We start from the raw sequence: 16,640 nt of genomic DNA on the forward strand, positions 1-16,640 counted from the left end.
AAGCTCGTTTTATTTATTTTGCTTAAGAAAGAAATGGAATAGTGGTATATATTATACCTGCCCCATCATACTCTCCTGTCGCAAAGTATGAAAATGTAAAGAAACCTGTGACCGTAAAAATTACAATAAGAAAAAGTGTGAAGATAAATTTTAACATGTAAGGTCCCCTCATCCAAAAATAACTTCATAGAGTATTATAGTATATGAATATTTTATTTCCAATTGTTTACTGGTTAAAAATGAGAAGTCAGACATGTTTTGTATGTTGTAATGGAATGATTATTTGTAATGGATTTTGTGTTTTTTGTAAATGTCATATTGTGATGGACGTGTGCATACTCCCAATCATGATCATTAAAATTTATGTTTCGGGGAGGGAGAAGTGGAACGACATCGAACAAGTTGACGAAACGAAAGCTACTAGCTACTTGTAGTTTATAATAATTTCGAAAAGCGATATCTCCTACTTTTGGGGAAGCGAATGAATAAAGTCCATACTGTGCGAAGGCAGTATTTATACGTGCATCTAATATGTGTAATGTGGCAAGCGCGCCACCTAGACTATGCCCAGTAGCTAGCAGTTTTTTATGTGCTGGCAATGATACGAGCATATCCATAATAGAATCACGGCAAGACTCATAAATAGAGAGAAAGCCGTTATGGACATTTCCACCATTTAAAGCATAAGGATAAGGTTTTTGATTGACGAGAGAGTCAATAATCCAATCTGGGTCTGTTTGAGTGCCCCTAAAGGCAACGATAATTGTATCCTCAGATTCTAATATAAATCCGAACCATTCTGTTGTTTGAATGGCCTTTCCTTGAAACCCTTGTACATATTGAAAACCATCTGGTATTTCGAAAATACCATTTTGTTTATATTGTTCATACGTTAACTCACAACAAGAAGCTAACAGTATGGCAGTGTCTTTATCAAAGGATAAAGGAGTACGCATTAAGGAAGCCCTCCTTAAGAAAAGGTATAGTTTAATATATGCAGTGAGGAACTTGATTCATTCTTTTGGAAAAAAGCTTGAACCTACAGTTACGTGAGGGAGTATGATTTTTGTAAACATATTGTTAGGAGGAGTGTAAGATGAGTAAAAAGGAAGGCTGTTCAATTGGTGAGTTTTCAAAGAGAACAGGCACATCAATACGGACACTACAATATTACGATGAAATTGGACTACTTAAACCTGAAAAGAACGTTAGCTCTGGTCACCGTGTGTACAAAGGAAAAGATATATTAGAGCTACAGAAAATAGTCAGTCTTAAAGTATTAGGATATAGTTTAGAAGAAATACGCGTCATGCTTACAATTCCAAGTTTGAATGTAAGTTTAAAAGAAACGTTGGAACAACAAAGAAAAGCCTTTGAAGAAAAGAAAAAACACATTGAAGTTTCGATAAAGGCGCTTGAACGAACAAGGGTATGTCTTGAGGAAGATGAAGAGTTGGATAGTGACATATTAATGAGTCTAATTAACAGCATTCAAAAAGAAAACGAACAAAGTTTATGGCTTGAAGGATATGTATCAAAAGAATTGGCTAATGGATTATATAATAAGCCGGAAGAAGAAGGCATAGCACTTGATAAAGAGTTTGTGCGTTTAGCAAAAGAAGTGAAAAGGTTATTTGGAAGAGAAATTGAGGATTCAGAAGTGCAAAAATTGGTTGATGAACATATGAAGGCGACTCTTAAGTATGTTGGTGAAGAGACAATGTATTCTTTAGGTAAATTAGAGAATGTAGAAGAACAATATAATAATATGATGCCATCTCCTTACACGGAAGAAGAAGAGGCATGGCTTAATGACGCGATGGAGTATTATATGATTCGAAATGGTATGTATAGCCCTCCGCAGTAAAAATAAAATGCCATATTCATAAACTTTAGAGAAATGCCTCCAATGTTTTTTGCATTGGAGGCATTTTTTACTCTTTTCCATCTAAAAGGCGAACAAGGCCACCTAATATACTACTTTCACCAGTACTTTATAATGCTGGGCTTGTAAGAGGTTTGAAAAAATAGCCTGTATATATTTGAAAGATGAATAAATCACCTATTTTCTTGTGTTTGTTCGTACTATATACAGAAAATTTCGGGAAACAAAACATATTATTTATCTGTTTATTTTTGCTTCTTTTTCAAATACTCCGCACGCAATTGTTCAAGTTGCTGCTTTTTATCAAATTTGGCAGGCTTCTGTTTTTCATGAAACTTTGCCACAGCTACCTGACTTTTGGAATCTAATTGATATTTTCCCACTTTGTTCACCTACTTTTCTTGTCTTGAAAGAGAATCTATTCAACAAATATAATATACCTTATTTTACTGAAGTAAACCTTATTACTTTATTTCATCTGCTTTTTCTCGTTTGTAGACGTAAATTAAAACACCCTTTCACTGCATTACTGCAAGCAAGGGTGTTTTAATTGTAGTATTATATTAGTCGATGGCCATGCCAACATAAGGGCCCTTTTTACTCTTTCCCATCCAATAAACGACCAAGTCCACCTAATACACTACCTTCACCAGTACTTTGCGCTGCTGGGCTTGTAAGGCGTGCTGCTAATCGGCTAAGTGTTAAGGACTGAATCCAAACTGTTCCAGGACCTTCTAATGTTGCGAAGAATAAACCCTCACCGCCAAATAGAGCTGTTTTTACTTTTCCAACGAATTCGATATCATAGTTAATATCCTTTGTCATGGCAACGAGACAACCTGTATCAATGCGAAGTTTCTCACCAGGTTTTAATTCACGTTTATATACAGTTCCGCCTGCGTGCATGAAAGCGAGGCCGTCACCTTCAAGTTTCTGCATGATGAAACCTTCACCACCGAAGAAACCAGTTCCTATTTTTTTTGTAAATTCAATTCCAATAGAAACACCTTTTGCGGCACAAAGAAAGGCATCTTTTTGACAAACGATTTTCCCTTGGTATTCTGTTAAATCTACAGGAATAATTTTACCAGGATAAGGAGCAGCAAATGAGACGTGGCGTTTGCCGTGCCCTGTATTTGTAAATACAGTCATAAACATGCTTTCACCTGTAACGAGACGTTTACCTGCTCCCATTAATTTTCCGAATAGACCGTTAGATGGGCCAGAACCATCACCGAAGATTGTCTCCATTTCGATGTAGTCTTCCATCATCATCATTGCGCCCGCTTCTGCGACAACGCTTTCCTTTGGGTCTAATTCAATTTCAACAAATTGCATATCATCGCCATATAACTTATATTCGATTTCATGTGCTTGCATTTTTTCACCTCATAAATATGTAGTAATTATATTGTACAGAAGTTAAAAGAATTAGAACACTATAGTTTTGTTAATTTTCAAATAAAAGTAGAATGAAAATTTAAGGTTATACTAGGATTATAAAAAATGATGGAATGAAAGTGTTCTCATTTGACGTTTTCGACATAGCATGATATAGTGAAAACACTATTGAGCTACATAATGTGGTACGGAAATAAAGCACGTTGTATTAAAGGCTGTAAGCTTGTTATACATTCATGTCCTTTATATCCACCTTTTCATGTGGATTCATAGTTTCATTTTTATTTAGGAGGTACATGACATGCAAACAGGTAAAGTTAAATGGTTTAACGGCGAAAAAGGTTTTGGCTTCATCGAAGTTGAAGGCGGAGAAGACGTATTCGTACATTTCTCAGCTATCCAAGGCGACGGCTTCAAAACTTTAGAAGAAGGTCAAGAAGTTTCTTTCGAAATCGTTGAAGGAAACCGCGGACCACAAGCAGCTAACGTTACAAAAAACTAATTAGCTAGCGATAAAAAGCATTCCGATTTTCGGAATGCTTTTTTTTATTCTTTGGAACTAGATTCATTTGAAGATAATTCGCCCTTAAAGGTACGCTCTTCAAAGTCATCAAGCATTTGTTCATATTCTTCATGTTCCTCTGTAGCGAAAACTTGTGGGTTTTTCCCATACATATCCGTACCGATGAAGTTTTCGAAATCCTCCACGTAGCCTACGTTTTCTTCACTATTTACGTACATGCCATTATAGTTTTTTGAATCTTGTCTTTCTAAATCGGACGGCGTTTCAGACGTTCCGTAATTTGCGACATCTTGCCATGCATCCTCCGCATCGTACTCAACAGAGTCGTCTTCATCGTGCTTGTGGAAAGAAGGGGATAATACTTCCTCTTCAACTGGACGCGTCTCCATATTTAATTTATTTGTCGCGTGTTGAACACATGTTGTCGCGGTTGGCATTGCTTCTAATCTTTCAAACGGGATTTCCTCACCAGATACTTCACAAATGCCGTACGTACCCGCTTCAATTTTTTGCAGAGCATGTTTTGTATCATCTAGTTGTTTATGCCAAAATTCGATGAGTCCGAAATCTTTTTCTCGTTCGTATAATTCTGTAGCCATATCACCTGGATGGTTGTCATAGCTAGACAGTTCTCCTACTGAATCGCGTTCAGAAGCACGATCTGTATTTTCATGAGTTTGTATCGTTTGCTCTAGTTCTTGTTTTTGTTTTTCTAAAATGGATTTAAATTGACCTATTTGTTGTGGAGTTAACATAGTCGTCCACCTTCCTACAATTCAGTTTCTTTACATAGTATGAGCGTTGAGAGTAGGAATTATGAGGTGAATTTCAGATATGAAAAAGGAGCCGCATAAGCAGCTCCTTCTTACCCCGCTATTTGCCGGGCAGTAAAACTCCCACCTACAAATTCGGCTGGAGCAAAGAAGCTAGGTGAGAGATCAACTGCCCGTAAACGCCCGATTGGTGAGGGCTGATAATCAGTGGAAATGAACAAACCCTCCATTGATTAAAGTTTCACTTTATAGGAAATATCCAAGTAATAATCCGATTCCCATTAGGAAACCGAAGATTGTATTTGTTTTTGCTGTTGCAATCATCGCAGGTACCATTTCCATTGGAATGCTTTTGCCGATAAAGCCTTTCGTCGCTTTAAATGCTTTCGGTGCACTTAAAAATACGATAAGCATCCATGGTGATACGATGCCCACGATAATTAAAGCAATTGTCCAAATGTAGGAAACGATGAACATTGAAGCAAGTACACCGACAGCTCTTTCACGTCCAACGAGAATTGCTAATGTTTTACGACCGTTTTCTTTATCGCCATCCAAGTCACGAATATTATTAGCTAGTAAAATGGCACCAATTAAAATGGAGCTTGGAATAGATAGTAAAATGACTTCTGATGTTACAGTGCCAGTTTGAATAAAGAATGAAATCCCAATAATAATGACACCCATAAATAATCCGGCTGTCAACTCTCCAAATGGTGTATATGCAATTGGAAGTGGGCCACCTGTATAAAGGTAAGCAACGGCCATACAAACAAGACCGATTGCAGCAAGCCACCAGCTAGAATTCATACAAATATAAACACCTAATAGTATTGCGATGCCGAAAAATCCAAATGCTAAGTTAAGCACTGTTTTTGGCTGAATGCCATCGCGAACGATAGCGCCGCCGATACCAACTGAACCTTCGTGATCAAGTCCTCTTTTATAATCAAAGTATTCATTAAACATGTTTGTTGCTGCTTGAATGAGAAGACAAGCAAGAAGCATCATAAGGAAAAGAGGAAGATGTATTTGATTTATACCTCCGACCTGCATCGAATATGCTGTTCCGATGAAAACAGGTACGAAAGCGGCTGTTAATGTATGGGGACGTAGTAAACTCCACCAGATGCGCCAGCCTGTTTGCTTACTTGGCTTTGGCGCCGTAGGAGAGGAATTCGTTTTGACGTTCATTTCCATGTTGAATCCTCCTTTGGTCACATATTGTACACAACTAAGTGTAGAAAAAGCATCATTTAGTGTCAACGTTTATTTTCTAGGAAGAGAAGGTGAATTTCTCAGAAATGCTAAACGTTGACAGGCCTTTCGTTTGAGGTGTATCTTAAAATCAAGCGTAATTATGACTATTTTTCGCCCATAGGGGGGAGACAATTGTGATTCAAACGAAACAAATAGGCTTGCAAGAAGCTCTTAGTGCAGCCATTAAGCGTGCAACTGATGAAAAAATATTGGTTAGCTTCGTAAAACAAATAGACTGGATGGATCCGCTTCTGTTTTATGCAGCAGGAAAAAGGATTGCATTCGAAAATAGATGTTATTTTGCAGACCCGGCTCAGCATGTAATATTTGCTGGAATTGGCTCTGTTTTCACTATAGCAACTGCTTCTCACAAACGCTTTCAAACTGCTCGTGACGAGTGGGATAAAGTAAAAGAGAAAGCATTTGTACAAAGAGAAAAATACGAATTTGGAACAGGTCCTCTTTTATTTGGTGGATTTTCATTTGACCAAGAAAAAGAGAAAACGGACTTATGGAAAGAATTTGATGATACGACATTTTCACTACCAGCATTTTTATTAACTGTAAAAAATGAAAAAGCATGGTTAACGATGAATACATTTGTCTCAGCAACAGATTGTGCAGAGACTCTTTCTAACGAAATGATTTCTTTAGAAGAGAAAATTTTTTGGGAGAGTAAATGTGCATTAGAAGGATCGAAATTAACAGTTACTTCTAAAGTAGAAGTGGATCCGAAAGGCTGGATGGAGGCCATTGAGAAAGTACAAGATGAAATGAAGCTGGGGAACGTGCAGAAGGTTGTATTAGCGAGGGAGTTAAAAGTAGAGATGGATCATCATATTGATTCTGCTCTTGTCTTAGAAGCACTTCGCATTGGGCAACCGGATTGTTACGTATTTTCTTTTGATTATAAAGGAGCATGCTTCTTAGGAGCGACGCCAGAGAGGTTAATTCGCAAAGAAGATGAGAAGTTTACTTCGATGTGTCTTGCTGGTTCAACTGGTCATGGTCAATCTATAGAAGAAAGTAAGCGAAATAGTAATGCGCTTCTTCATGATGAAAAGAATTTAGCTGAACACGGTTATGTTGTGAATATGATTAGGTCGGTATTAAATGAGCACTGCGAATCCGTTAATATTCCGGAAAGTCCGGGCTTATTAACAACGAAAAACTTAATTCATTTATATACGCCTGTAGAGGCAAAAGGCGATGCGAGTCTTTTAACAATGGTAGAAGAATTACATCCAACACCAGCTCTTGGCGGGACACCTCGTTTGGAAGCGATGAAACTGATTCGTGATGTTGAATTGTTAGACAGAGGATTATATGGCGCACCGATTGGCTGGATAGATGATGAAGGAAATGGTGAGTTTGCGGTTGCACTCCGCTGCGGGTTATTAAATGGCGAGAAAGCATCCTTATTTGCCGGTTGCGGGATTGTAATTGATTCTGTACCGCAACTTGAATATGAAGAAACAAGTTTGAAGTTTAGACCGATGCTTGGTGCTTTGGAGGAATTAATGAAATGAACAATCATATAGAAGCATTATCATATTATTTAGGCGCGTTCGTGGATGAACTGACGCGTCTAAATGTATGTGATGTTGTCATTAGTCCAGGCTCACGGTCAACGCCGATAGCTCTACTAATGGAACAACACGAAGGAATGAACACATATTTACATGTAGATGAAAGATCTGCAGGATTTTTTGCGCTCGGTATCGCAAAAGCGAAAAAACGTCCTGTTGCATTATTGTGTACATCAGGAACGGCAGCAGCTAATTACTATCCAGCTGTATGTGAAGCTTTTCATTCACGAGTGCCGCTTATCGTCTTAACGGCAGATAGACCGCATGAATTAAGAGATGTCGGTGCACCACAAGCGATGAATCAATTCAATTTATACGGTACATTTGTGAAGCAATTTACAGAGATGGCTCTTCCAGAAGCGAGTGAAGCGATGTATCATTACGCTCGCATGACAACGCAGCGTATGATAGCGAATGCTTGTTTAGCGCCGCAAGGACCTGTTCATCTTAATTTTCCAGTACGCGAACCGCTTATCCCGGATTTCTCATTAGAAGGTTTATGGGATAAAGGACGCGGGGAATATACAGGAGTAGTTCAGCAAGGGAACGTGACGATGCCGAGTGAATATGTAGATTCGCTTGTAGGGCGCCTTTCACATATGGAGAAGGGGCTTATTATTTGTGGAGACGATAGTCATTCAGAACTCGCAGCATTTGCGGCAGAATTAGCTGAAAAAACTGGATATCCAATATTGGCAGATCCGCTTTCTAATATTCGTAGCGGACATCACGATAAAACGATGGTAATCGACTGTTATGATACATTTTTACGAAATGAACTGTTAAAAGAAACGTGGAAGCCAGAAGTTATGATTCGCTTTGGTGGTATGCCTGTTTCCAAATCATTAACGCAGTTCATAAAAAAACAAACGAAAGCAGTTCATATCGTTGTTGATGAATCTGGACAATGGAGAGATCCAGCTCTCGTTGCGACAGAAGTTGTCCAAGCAAATGATATTGTATTTTGCAGTGCATTAATAGAAAAAATGCCAGTTATGAAAAAGAATGATTGGTTCGGAATGTGGCAACATATAAACGAAAAAACGAAGGAAACGCTTCGTGAAATGGAAACATATGATACTGCATTTGAAGGGAAAGTTATTACGGATATTGTCCGCGTACTACCAGACGGGGCAACATTCTTTGCGAGTAATAGTATGCCAATTCGTGATACGGATTCATTCTTCTTCACATTGGATAAAAATATTCAAGTTATGGCAAACCGCGGTGTGAATGGGATTGATGGCATCATTTCGACAGCTTTAGGAGCGAGCATTATTTGCGATCCGCTCGTATTAGTGATCGGTGATTTATCCTTTTATCACGACTTAAATGGACTGTTAGCCGCGAAATTACATGAATTAAATATAACAATTGTCGTTGTAAATAATGACGGTGGCGGTATTTTCTCATTCTTACCACAGTATGAGAAAAAGGAACATTTCGAATCATTATTTGGAACACCAATTGGTCTTGATTATGAACACGTTGTTAAAATGTACGGTGGTTCATTTAGCCGTGTAAATGGTTGGGAAAGCTTCCGAGAAGAGGTACAAAAAGGAACGACTACAGAAGGTTTACACGTTGTGGAAATTTGTACGAACCGTGATGAAAACTTAATACTGCACCGGACATTATGGGCAAAAACGATGGACGTGATTACTACATCTTTACAAGGTGAATCGAAATGAACGTAACGCTGCAAGGTGTATCGTATGAATATGAAGTAGTCGGAAGCGGGGAACCACTTCTACTTCTTCATGGTTTTACGGGAAGCATGGAAACGTGGCGTTCTTTTATCCCTTCATGGAGCGAGCAGTTTCAAGTTATTGTAGTAGATCTTGTTGGGCATGGAAAAACAGAAAGTCCCGAAGATGTGAATCATTATGATATTCGAAATGCGGCATTGCAAATGAAAGAACTACTAGATTACCTTCATATTGAAAAAGCGCACGTACTTGGCTATTCAATGGGCGGTAGACTGGCGATTACTCTGGCATGTCTATATCCAGAGTATGTACATTCTCTTTTATTAGAAAATTGTACAGCTGGGCTTGAAAGTGAAGAGGACCAAAAAGAACGTTGTGAAAAGGATGAGCGACTTGCTGATAAAATTGAGCGAGAAGGCATCCGAAGTTTTGTATTAATGTGGGAAAATATTCCGCTATTTGAAACGCAAAAAAGTTTAGCAAAAAACGTACAAGAAGCAGTGCGAAAAGAACGACTTGCTAACAATCCAAAAGGACTTGCCAATAGCTTACGCGGCATGGGAACAGGGGCTCAGCCTTCATGGTGGGATGAGCTACACAACTTGAAAATGCCTGTTCTTTTAATGAACGGGGAGCATGATGAAAAGTTCTTTCGCATATTAAAAAATATCGAAAAATGCGTCTCTGACGCGAAATTTGTCAAAATTGATGGTGCTGGCCATGCAATTCATGTGGAACAACCGGAAAAGTTTGATACAATAGTAAAGGGATTTCTAAAAACTATGCAGTGATACTTTTTTCAGCAAGAAGGAAGCCACGCTTATAGATGAAATCAGAAATATACAAGGAGGTAGTTGTAATGGCTATTGAATGGGTAAAAGAAGGCAATTACGAAGATATTATTTATTCAACATACAATGGTATCGCAAAGATTTCGATTAACCGTCCTGAAGTACATAACGCATTCCGTCCAAAAACGGTAATGGAGTTAATCAACGCTTTTGCACACGCTCGTGATGATGCAAATGTTGGCGTTATCATTTTAACAGGTGAAGGTGGACGTGCATTCTGTTCTGGCGGCGACCAAAAAGTTCGCGGTCATGGTGGATATGTAGGTGACGACCAAATCCCTCGTTTAAACGTATTAGATTTACAACGTCTAATTCGTGCAATTCCTAAACCAGTTATCGCAATGGTAGCAGGTTATGCAATCGGTGGTGGACACGTACTTCATATCGTATGTGACTTAACAATCGCTGCAGACAACGCTGTATTCGGACAAACAGGTCCTAAAGTAGGAAGCTTTGACGGTGGATACGGAGCTGGTTACCTAGCTCGTATGGTAGGCCACAAGAAAGCTCGCGAAATTTGGTACCTATGCCGTCAATATAGTGCACAAGAAGCGCTTGATATGGGCTTAGTAAACACAGTAGTACCATTAGAAGAACTTGAAGCAGAAACAGTACAATGGGCACAAGAAATCTTAGCAAACAGCCCAATGGCACTTCGTTTCCTAAAAGCTGCATTCAACGCAGACACAGACGGTCTAGCTGGTATTCAACAACTAGCTGGAGATGCAACATTATTGTATTACACAACTGACGAAGCAAAAGAAGGTCGCGACGCGTTCAAAGAAAAACGCAGTCCGGACTTCGGTCAATTCCCTCGTTTCCCGTGATCAAAAGCGAAAGCGGCTCGCTTAGAATGTGAGGGGGATGGAGCTTCTGACGTAGAGGCGCTTTTTGCCTCGTAGGAAGGCGTGAAACGACCGACTGTTCTAGCCGATGTAGCTGGATGTTTTAAAAGCGGAGCCGACTGTTTAGCCTCGTAGGCTAAGGTTCTTTCGCACAGAAAGTGTACTTTACTTTCTCGTGCGGAAGGTTCTTAGACGGAAGGGGCTAGGAGGCGCAGCTAGATGAGATCAAACCGGAAACAAAACAACTAAGAGACTTGATGTCATATCAAGTCTCTTTCTTTCATGAAAGGAGAATGTATGATGGAGACGATGCCAAATTGGTTAAAGCAACGTGCATTTTTAACACCAGATCGCACTGCAATTGAAATAGAGGAAGAGAAAGTTACTTTCGTGCAGCTGCATGAAAAAGTAGTATCTGTTTGTGAACACCTCACGTATGTAGGAGTGAAGCGTGGGCAAAAGGTGGCTGTTCTGATGAAAAATGGTATGGAGATGATTACAGTTATTCACGCCCTATCTTATGTAGGGGCAGTAGCTGTACTTTTAAATACGCGTCTTTCAAGAGAAGAGCTACTTTGGCAAATGGAGGATGCTGAGGTTGTATGTTTAGTAACGGATCAAGATTTTGAAGCTAAAGATGTTCCTGTATATCCATTCGCCGAAGTGATGAATGGACCGAAGGCGGAAGCCTCTATACAAGAAGAATTCACTTTAGAAGAAGCGATGACAATTATTTATACGTCTGGGACGACTGGGAAACCGAAAGGCGTTATTTTAACGTACGGTAATCACTGGGCAAGCGCGGTAGGCTCTTCGCTTAATTTAGGGCTTCGTGATGATGATTGTTGGTTAGCCTGTATGCCGATGTTCCACGTTGGCGGGTTATCTCTTTTAATGAAAAATATTATGTACGGAATGCTCATTTTACTCGTTCCGAAATATGATGCTGACTTTATTCATAAAGCACTTCAAACGAGAGGCGTAACAATTATTTCTGTCGTTTCTAAAATGTTAACTGACTTATTAGAGAGACTTGGAGAAGAGACATATCCATCTTCTTTACGATGTATGTTACTTGGCGGAGGACCAGCGCCGAAACCGTTACTCGAAACATGTGTAGATAAAGGAATTCCTGTATATCAAACGTACGGTATGACAGAAACGTCGTCGCAAATTTGTACGTTATCCGCGGATTACATGTTAACGAAAGTAGGGTCTGCCGGGAAACCACTATTTCAGTGCCAACTTCGTATTGAAAAAGATGGTGTAGTAGTGCCGCCGTTAGTGGAAGGCGAGATCGTAGTAAAAGGACCGAACGTAACAGGCGGTTATTTTAACCGTGAAGATGCGACGCGCGAAACCATTCAAAATGGATGGCTTCATACTGGTGACCTCGGTTATTTAGACGAAGAAGGATTTTTATACGTATTAGATCGACGCAGTGATTTAATCATTTCTGGCGGAGAGAATATATATCCGGCCCAAATTGAAGAAGTGTTGCTTTCTCATCCGATGGTAGCAGAAGCAGGTGTCGTCGGTATGACTGACGATAAATGGGGACAAGTACCAGCTGCTTTTGTTGTAAAAAATGGGGAGGTAACAGAAGAAGAAATTATTCATTTTTGCGAGGAGAAATTAGCGAAATATAAAGTGCCGAAAAAAGCGTGTTTCTTAGAGGAATTACCACGAAATGCTTCGAAAAAATTGTTAAGACGAGAGCTAAGACAATTAGTGGAGGAGATGTAGTGGAAATAAAAAAAGCGACACTGTATATAACGGAAATGCCACTCGTAATCCCGTTTGCTGCGAGCTACGGGACTTACGAAAAGCGTGAGAGTATTGTTATTGAATTAGAGGATACAGACGGGTACATCGGATTTGGGGAAGTCGTTGCATTTTCTGAACCGTGGTATACGGAAGAAACGGTGAAGACAGCACTACATGTACTGCAAGACTTTTTGTTACCTGATTTATTAAAGGCTGAAATTTCTCATCCGAATGAGGTACCGGGTCTATTTCAACATATAAAAAGAAACCGAATGGCAAAAGCCGGAATAGAGGGGGCTATTTGGGATTTATATGCGAAGCGTCAAAAGAAATCGCTAGCGACAGTTCTTGGAGGAGCTAGCCCTGAAATTGAAGTCGGCGTTGTAATTGGGATCAATACGATTCCGGTTATGTTAAAACAAATCGAGAAGTACGCAGAAGAAGGGTACGAGCGTTTTAAAGTGAAAATAAAGCCAGAGCATGATTACGAATTATTGAAAGAGATTCGTAAAGAGTTCCCGCACATCCCGTTAATGGCTGATGCAAATTCAGCGTATACATTAGCGGATACAGAGAAACTGAAACGACTAGATGAATTTCAATTGATGATGATTGAGCAACCGCTAGCAGATTACGATTTTCTCGATCATGCACAGCTGCAGAAGAAGATTGAAACGCCGATTTGTTTAGATGAAAGTATCCATAGTTTAGAAGACGCACGCGTTGCGATTACACTTGGTAGTTGCCGCATCGTTAACATTAAACCAGGGCGAGTGGGCGGATTAACAGAATCGGTTCAAATTCATAATTATTGCATGGAGCATAACATACCAGTTTGGTGCGGTGGTATGGTGGAGATGGGGATTTCACGAGCGCAAAATGTTGCTCTTGCTTCATTACCTAACTTTACGATTCCAGGCGACATATCTGCTTCTAGTAGACATTGGCAGAGGGATATTATTTCACCGGAAGTGACGCTTGAGGGCGGGAAAGTGATGGTGCCGCAAAGCGTTGATGCTGAGTATGAAGTAGATCGCGGAAGGCTGGCGGAAATCACGAAGCAGCGGATTGTGTTTGAACGGTAAATGGAAGTTTCATTAGGATGCCCGCAAGTAGCGAGAGGATTTTGTCGTTCATTGTCGGTAAGTCGATATATTTCAATAATCGCTGATATAATTTTATTTACCAAGGTTACTGTAACGAGTAGCCTTTTCGTATTGTACAAATTGAATAGACTAGTTTACAATCGAGCGTATAAAAATGGAATGAAAAAGGGGGAGTAAAATGAAGCGCATTTCAATTTTAATAGCTGATGATGAGGCGGAAATTGCTGACTTAATTGAGATACATTTAGAAAAAGAAGGGTACCATGTTGTGAAAGCAGCGGATGGGGAAGAGGCGGTTCATATTATTGAAGCGCAGCCAATCGACTTGGTAGTTTTAGATATTATGATGCCGAAAATGGATGGTTATGAGGTGACGCGTCAAATTCGCGCGAAACATCATATGCCAATTATTTTTTTAAGCGCGAAAACTTCGGACTTTGATAAGGTGACAGGTCTTGTACTAGGTGCGGATGATTATATGACGAAGCCTTTCACACCGATAGAATTAGTTGCACGTGTAAATGCACAACTGCGTAGGTTTTTTACGTTAAATCAACCGAAAGTAGCGGAGAGTAAATCTGCTTTAGAAATAGGCGGAGTCGTAATTAATCCTGAGCGCAGGACGGTTGATGTGTATGGTGAGCAAATTGAATTAACGCCGAAAGAGTTCGATATTTTATATTTATTAGCGAGTCATCCGAAGAAAGTATACAATGTGGAAAATATTTTTCAGCACGTATGGGCGGATGATTATTATGAAGGTGGAAATACAGTAATGGTACATATTCGTACTTTGCGGAAGAAACTTGGAGAAGATAAAAGAAAGGATAAATTAATAAAAACAGTGTGGGGAGTAGGTTATACTTTCAATGGCTAATATGATGAAAAGTTTTCGATTTAAAATGATTGCCTTATTTGCGTTAAGTATGGTGCTTGCAGCAACTGTAACTTATATAATTTATAAAGGATTGCAGCTGTATTATAAAACAATGGTTCGCTACGAAGAGCCTTTAGCACAATTTAGGTCAATGGTAAGGGAATTTGGAGACATTAACTTCTTTTTAATTTTCTTTATTCCGTTGTCTATTATCTTTTTCTTCTTTTTGACAAAACCGTATTTAAAATACTTTGATGAAATTTCTAATGGGATTCATCATCTTGCGAACGGTAACTTTACGAATAAAGTTCAAGTTTCATCAAATGATGAGTTTGGAAATATCGCGCGTGAAATAAATGTTGCAAGTGAAAAGTTAAAAGAAGCTGTTGAAAGAGGAGATTTTGCTGAAAGTAGTAAAGATCAGCTTGTTGTAAATTTAGCTCATGATTTAAGAACGCCATTAACATCCGTGTTAGGATATTTAGATTTAATTCTTAAAGATGAAAATTTAACAAAAGAACAAATTAAACATTTCTCCACAATTGCATATACAAAATCGCAAAGACTGGAAAGTTTAATTGATGAGCTATTTGAAATTACACGTATGAATTATGGCATGCTAAAGCTGGATAAAAAGCCGATTGATATAAGTGAGTTACTTATACAGTTAGAGGAGGAATTGTATCCGTTATTAGAAAAACATCATTTAGAAGCTAGATTGAATGTGGACCCTCATTTACCGATGCACGGTGATGGAAAATTGTTAGCTAGAGTATTTGAAAACTTGTTAACAAATGCCGTTCGTTACGGATATGATGGGCAATTTGTTGATATGAATGGGTATGTTGATAATAGAGAAGTTGTCGTACAAATTATGAATTATGGAGATAGCATTCCAGAAGAAGATTTACCGTATCTTTTTGATATGTTTTACACAGGTGATAAAGCGAGAACTGAGAACCGTGGCGGGACAGGCCTTGGACTATTCATTGCGAAAAATATTGTCGAGCAGCATAATGGTACGATTTCTGCTGAAAGCAATGTAGTTAGAACGATATTTGAAGTACGATTGCCAAAAGACGAGAATGTAACAATTTAATAAAAATTTAAACTTTACCCCACTTTTTATTTTAATAGTTTTTTCTATTCTATACGTAAGTTACGTTAAGGAGGAACTAGAAATGAAAAAGTGGGTATTTATTTCTTTTTTTATAGCATGCACAGTATGTGTAGGCGTTTATATATCACCTTTATTTCAAAAGGAAATCGATGTTAAAATTGTCGGGAAAGATGAGCTAGTAAAGGCGGCAAACACTGAGAGGAAAGAGATTACGAAGGAACAAATTTATAAGGGTGATTTATTATTAGTTAACAGGGATTATCCAGTAAAAAAAGATAGTATTAGGTCTGATATTATAAATATAAATCATAATAGTGAATTAGTAAGAGGCTATGTAATATTTGATAGAAATCTTCGTTTATCAAAGGATGTTGTGAAAAAGTTTTTGAACGTTGTCGATGCGGCTGGAAAAGAAAGTGTTAACCATTTTTTGATTAGTAGTGGTTATAGAGATTTCCAAGAGCAAAAACAGCTATATGAAAAAATGGGATCTGATTATGCACTTCCAGCAGGATACAGTGAACATAATTTAGGATTATCACTGGACATTGGGTCTACTCAAAAAAAAATGGAGAAAGCGCCTGAAGGAAAATGGATTGAAGAGAACGTATGGAAGCATGGCTTTGTATTACGTTATCCGAAAAATAAAAGTAACATTACTGGAATTCAATATGAGCCATGGCATATCCGTTATGTCGGCCTACCTCATAGCGCAATTATGCAAAAAAAGAATTTTACACTAGAGGAATATTTAGAGTTTTTAAAAGAGGAAAAAGAGGTTTCAACTGAAGTAGAAGGTAAGAAATATACTGTTTCTTATTATAAAGTTTCTGAGAATACGAAAGTGAACGTTCCAGCAAACAAGCAGTATGAAATTTCCGGTAACAATATGGATGGGGTTATTGTGACGGTTCAGGAATAGAGAAAAAGGCTG

The 16,640-nt window shown here is 38.7% G+C and carries 17 protein-coding genes; 11 read left to right on the plus strand and 6 right to left on the minus strand.

All coding sequences use genetic code 11. The features are described 5' to 3' along the window. Window positions 1-22: 22 nt before the first annotated feature. Both ASE54_RS37415 and ASE54_RS20950 read right to left on the minus strand, forming a co-directional pair. Complete coding sequence (locus tag ASE54_RS37415; RefSeq protein WP_000911076.1) at window positions 23-157, minus strand: hypothetical protein; 135 nt, start codon at window positions 155-157, stop codon at window positions 23-25. Window positions 158-233: 76 nt separating this feature from the next. Then, window positions 234-956: a lipase family protein gene (locus tag ASE54_RS20950; protein WP_001260110.1), complete on the minus strand. Its 723-nt coding sequence runs from the start codon at window positions 954-956 to the stop codon at window positions 234-236. A 140-nt stretch (window positions 957-1,096) separates the two neighbouring features. Between ASE54_RS20950 and ASE54_RS20955 the strand changes: the two genes are divergently transcribed. Further along, window positions 1,097-1,867 (plus strand): MerR family transcriptional regulator, encoded by a 771-nt coding sequence (locus ASE54_RS20955; protein ID WP_000037218.1) that lies wholly within the window; start codon window positions 1,097-1,099, stop codon window positions 1,865-1,867. 263 nt (window positions 1,868-2,130) lie between these two features. Here ASE54_RS20955 and ASE54_RS36450 read toward each other — a convergent pair whose 3' ends face one another. Both ASE54_RS36450 and ASE54_RS20965 read right to left on the minus strand, forming a co-directional pair. Beyond that, window positions 2,131-2,268: a hypothetical protein gene (locus ASE54_RS36450; RefSeq protein ID WP_000521641.1), complete on the minus strand. Its 138-nt coding sequence runs from the start codon at window positions 2,266-2,268 to the stop codon at window positions 2,131-2,133. Window positions 2,269-2,482: 214 nt separating this feature from the next. Then, on the minus strand, window positions 2,483-3,265 hold the full coding sequence (locus ASE54_RS20965) for a TIGR00266 family protein (RefSeq protein WP_001147844.1): 783 nt from the start codon (window positions 3,263-3,265) through the stop codon (window positions 2,483-2,485). A 322-nt stretch (window positions 3,266-3,587) separates the two neighbouring features. Between ASE54_RS20965 and cspD the strand changes: the two genes are divergently transcribed. Beyond that, window positions 3,588-3,788, plus strand: coding sequence for a cold-shock protein CspD (gene cspD / locus ASE54_RS20970; protein WP_001193052.1), 201 nt, complete (start codon window positions 3,588-3,590; stop codon window positions 3,786-3,788). Window positions 3,789-3,832: 44 nt separating this feature from the next. Here the strand turns inward: cspD and ASE54_RS20975 are convergent, their stop codons facing one another. Together ASE54_RS20975 and ASE54_RS20980 are read right to left on the minus strand one after the other, a co-directional pair. Further along, complete coding sequence (locus ASE54_RS20975; protein ID WP_000957356.1) at window positions 3,833-4,564, minus strand: yteA family sporulation protein; 732 nt, start codon at window positions 4,562-4,564, stop codon at window positions 3,833-3,835. A gap of 264 nt (window positions 4,565-4,828) precedes the next feature. Then, window positions 4,829-5,782, minus strand: coding sequence for a 1,4-dihydroxy-2-naphthoate polyprenyltransferase (locus ASE54_RS20980; protein WP_000425770.1), 954 nt, complete (start codon window positions 5,780-5,782; stop codon window positions 4,829-4,831). Between the two features lie 194 nt (window positions 5,783-5,976). Between ASE54_RS20980 and ASE54_RS20985 the strand changes: the two genes are divergently transcribed. The 9 genes from ASE54_RS20985 to ASE54_RS21025 all read left to right on the plus strand — a co-directional run bounded on the left by ASE54_RS20985 (window position 5,977) and on the right by ASE54_RS21025 (window position 16,628). Next, window positions 5,977-7,371, plus strand: a complete 1,395-nt coding sequence (locus ASE54_RS20985; RefSeq protein WP_000616702.1) for an isochorismate synthase — start codon at window positions 5,977-5,979, stop codon at window positions 7,369-7,371. Then, complete coding sequence (menD, locus tag ASE54_RS20990; RefSeq protein ID WP_001059211.1) at window positions 7,368-9,122, plus strand: 2-succinyl-5-enolpyruvyl-6-hydroxy-3-cyclohexene-1-carboxylic-acid synthase; 1,755 nt, start codon at window positions 7,368-7,370, stop codon at window positions 9,120-9,122. The genes ASE54_RS20985 and menD overlap by 4 nt, the downstream gene beginning before the upstream one ends. After that, window positions 9,119-9,931 carry a 2-succinyl-6-hydroxy-2,4-cyclohexadiene-1-carboxylate synthase gene (gene menH / locus ASE54_RS20995; protein WP_001103351.1) on the plus strand — a complete coding sequence of 271 codons (813 nt, stop codon included), beginning with the start codon at window positions 9,119-9,121 and terminating at the stop codon, window positions 9,929-9,931. The genes menD and menH overlap by 4 nt, the downstream gene beginning before the upstream one ends. 68 nt (window positions 9,932-9,999) lie before the next feature. Next, window positions 10,000-10,818 carry a 1,4-dihydroxy-2-naphthoyl-CoA synthase gene (menB, locus tag ASE54_RS21000; RefSeq protein WP_000963888.1) on the plus strand — a complete coding sequence of 273 codons (819 nt, stop codon included), beginning with the start codon at window positions 10,000-10,002 and terminating at the stop codon, window positions 10,816-10,818. Between the two features lie 318 nt (window positions 10,819-11,136). Beyond that, window positions 11,137-12,582, plus strand: a complete 1,446-nt coding sequence (locus tag ASE54_RS21005) for an o-succinylbenzoate--CoA ligase (protein ID WP_000449559.1) — start codon at window positions 11,137-11,139, stop codon at window positions 12,580-12,582. Next, a complete protein-coding gene (gene menC / locus ASE54_RS21010) occupies window positions 12,582-13,688 on the plus strand; it encodes an o-succinylbenzoate synthase (RefSeq protein ID WP_000403313.1) in 1,107 nt (368 codons plus the stop codon). The genes ASE54_RS21005 and menC overlap by 1 nt, the downstream gene beginning before the upstream one ends. Before the next feature lie 199 nt (window positions 13,689-13,887). After that, the gene (locus tag ASE54_RS21015) at window positions 13,888-14,586 is read left to right on the plus strand and encodes a response regulator transcription factor (protein ID WP_000822507.1); all 699 of its coding nucleotides are present in this window, start codon (window positions 13,888-13,890) and stop codon (window positions 14,584-14,586) included. Continuing rightward, window positions 14,579-15,685, plus strand: coding sequence for a HAMP domain-containing sensor histidine kinase (locus tag ASE54_RS21020; protein WP_000002603.1), 1,107 nt, complete (start codon window positions 14,579-14,581; stop codon window positions 15,683-15,685). Before ASE54_RS21015 ends, ASE54_RS21020 begins: the two co-directional genes overlap by 8 nt. 82 nt (window positions 15,686-15,767) lie before the next feature. After that, on the plus strand, window positions 15,768-16,628 hold the full coding sequence (locus ASE54_RS21025) for a D-Ala-D-Ala carboxypeptidase VanY (RefSeq protein WP_000759400.1): 861 nt from the start codon (window positions 15,768-15,770) through the stop codon (window positions 16,626-16,628). The last annotated feature ends 12 nt before the right edge of the window (window positions 16,629-16,640 follow it).

This window comes from Bacillus sp. Root131, from assembly GCF_001429475.1.
Classification (GTDB): Bacteria; Bacillota; Bacilli; order Bacillales; family Bacillaceae_G; genus Bacillus_A; species Bacillus_A thuringiensis_S.

Coding starts and splice junctions, on each gene's coding strand:
- ASE54_RS37415 (WP_000911076.1), bottom strand. CDS start 157: ATGTTAAAATTTATCTTCACACTTTTTCTTATTGTAATTTTTACGGTC.
- ASE54_RS20950 (WP_001260110.1), bottom strand. CDS start 956: ATGCGTACTCCTTTATCCTTTGATAAAGACACTGCCATACTGTTAGCT.
- ASE54_RS20955 (WP_000037218.1), top strand. CDS start 1,097: ATGAGTAAAAAGGAAGGCTGTTCAATTGGTGAGTTTTCAAAGAGAACA.
- ASE54_RS20965 (WP_001147844.1), bottom strand. CDS start 3,265: ATGCAAGCACATGAAATCGAATATAAGTTATATGGCGATGATATGCAA.
- cspD (WP_001193052.1), top strand. CDS start 3,588: ATGCAAACAGGTAAAGTTAAATGGTTTAACGGCGAAAAAGGTTTTGGC.
- ASE54_RS20975 (WP_000957356.1), bottom strand. CDS start 4,564: ATGTTAACTCCACAACAAATAGGTCAATTTAAATCCATTTTAGAAAAA.
- ASE54_RS20980 (WP_000425770.1), bottom strand. CDS start 5,782: ATGGAAATGAACGTCAAAACGAATTCCTCTCCTACGGCGCCAAAGCCA.
- menD (WP_001059211.1), top strand. CDS start 7,368: ATGAACAATCATATAGAAGCATTATCATATTATTTAGGCGCGTTCGTG.
- menH (WP_001103351.1), top strand. CDS start 9,119: ATGAACGTAACGCTGCAAGGTGTATCGTATGAATATGAAGTAGTCGGA.
- menB (WP_000963888.1), top strand. CDS start 10,000: ATGGCTATTGAATGGGTAAAAGAAGGCAATTACGAAGATATTATTTAT.
- ASE54_RS21005 (WP_000449559.1), top strand. CDS start 11,137: ATGGAGACGATGCCAAATTGGTTAAAGCAACGTGCATTTTTAACACCA.
- ASE54_RS21015 (WP_000822507.1), top strand. CDS start 13,888: ATGAAGCGCATTTCAATTTTAATAGCTGATGATGAGGCGGAAATTGCT.
- ASE54_RS21020 (WP_000002603.1), top strand. CDS start 14,579: ATGGCTAATATGATGAAAAGTTTTCGATTTAAAATGATTGCCTTATTT.
- ASE54_RS21025 (WP_000759400.1), top strand. CDS start 15,768: ATGAAAAAGTGGGTATTTATTTCTTTTTTTATAGCATGCACAGTATGT.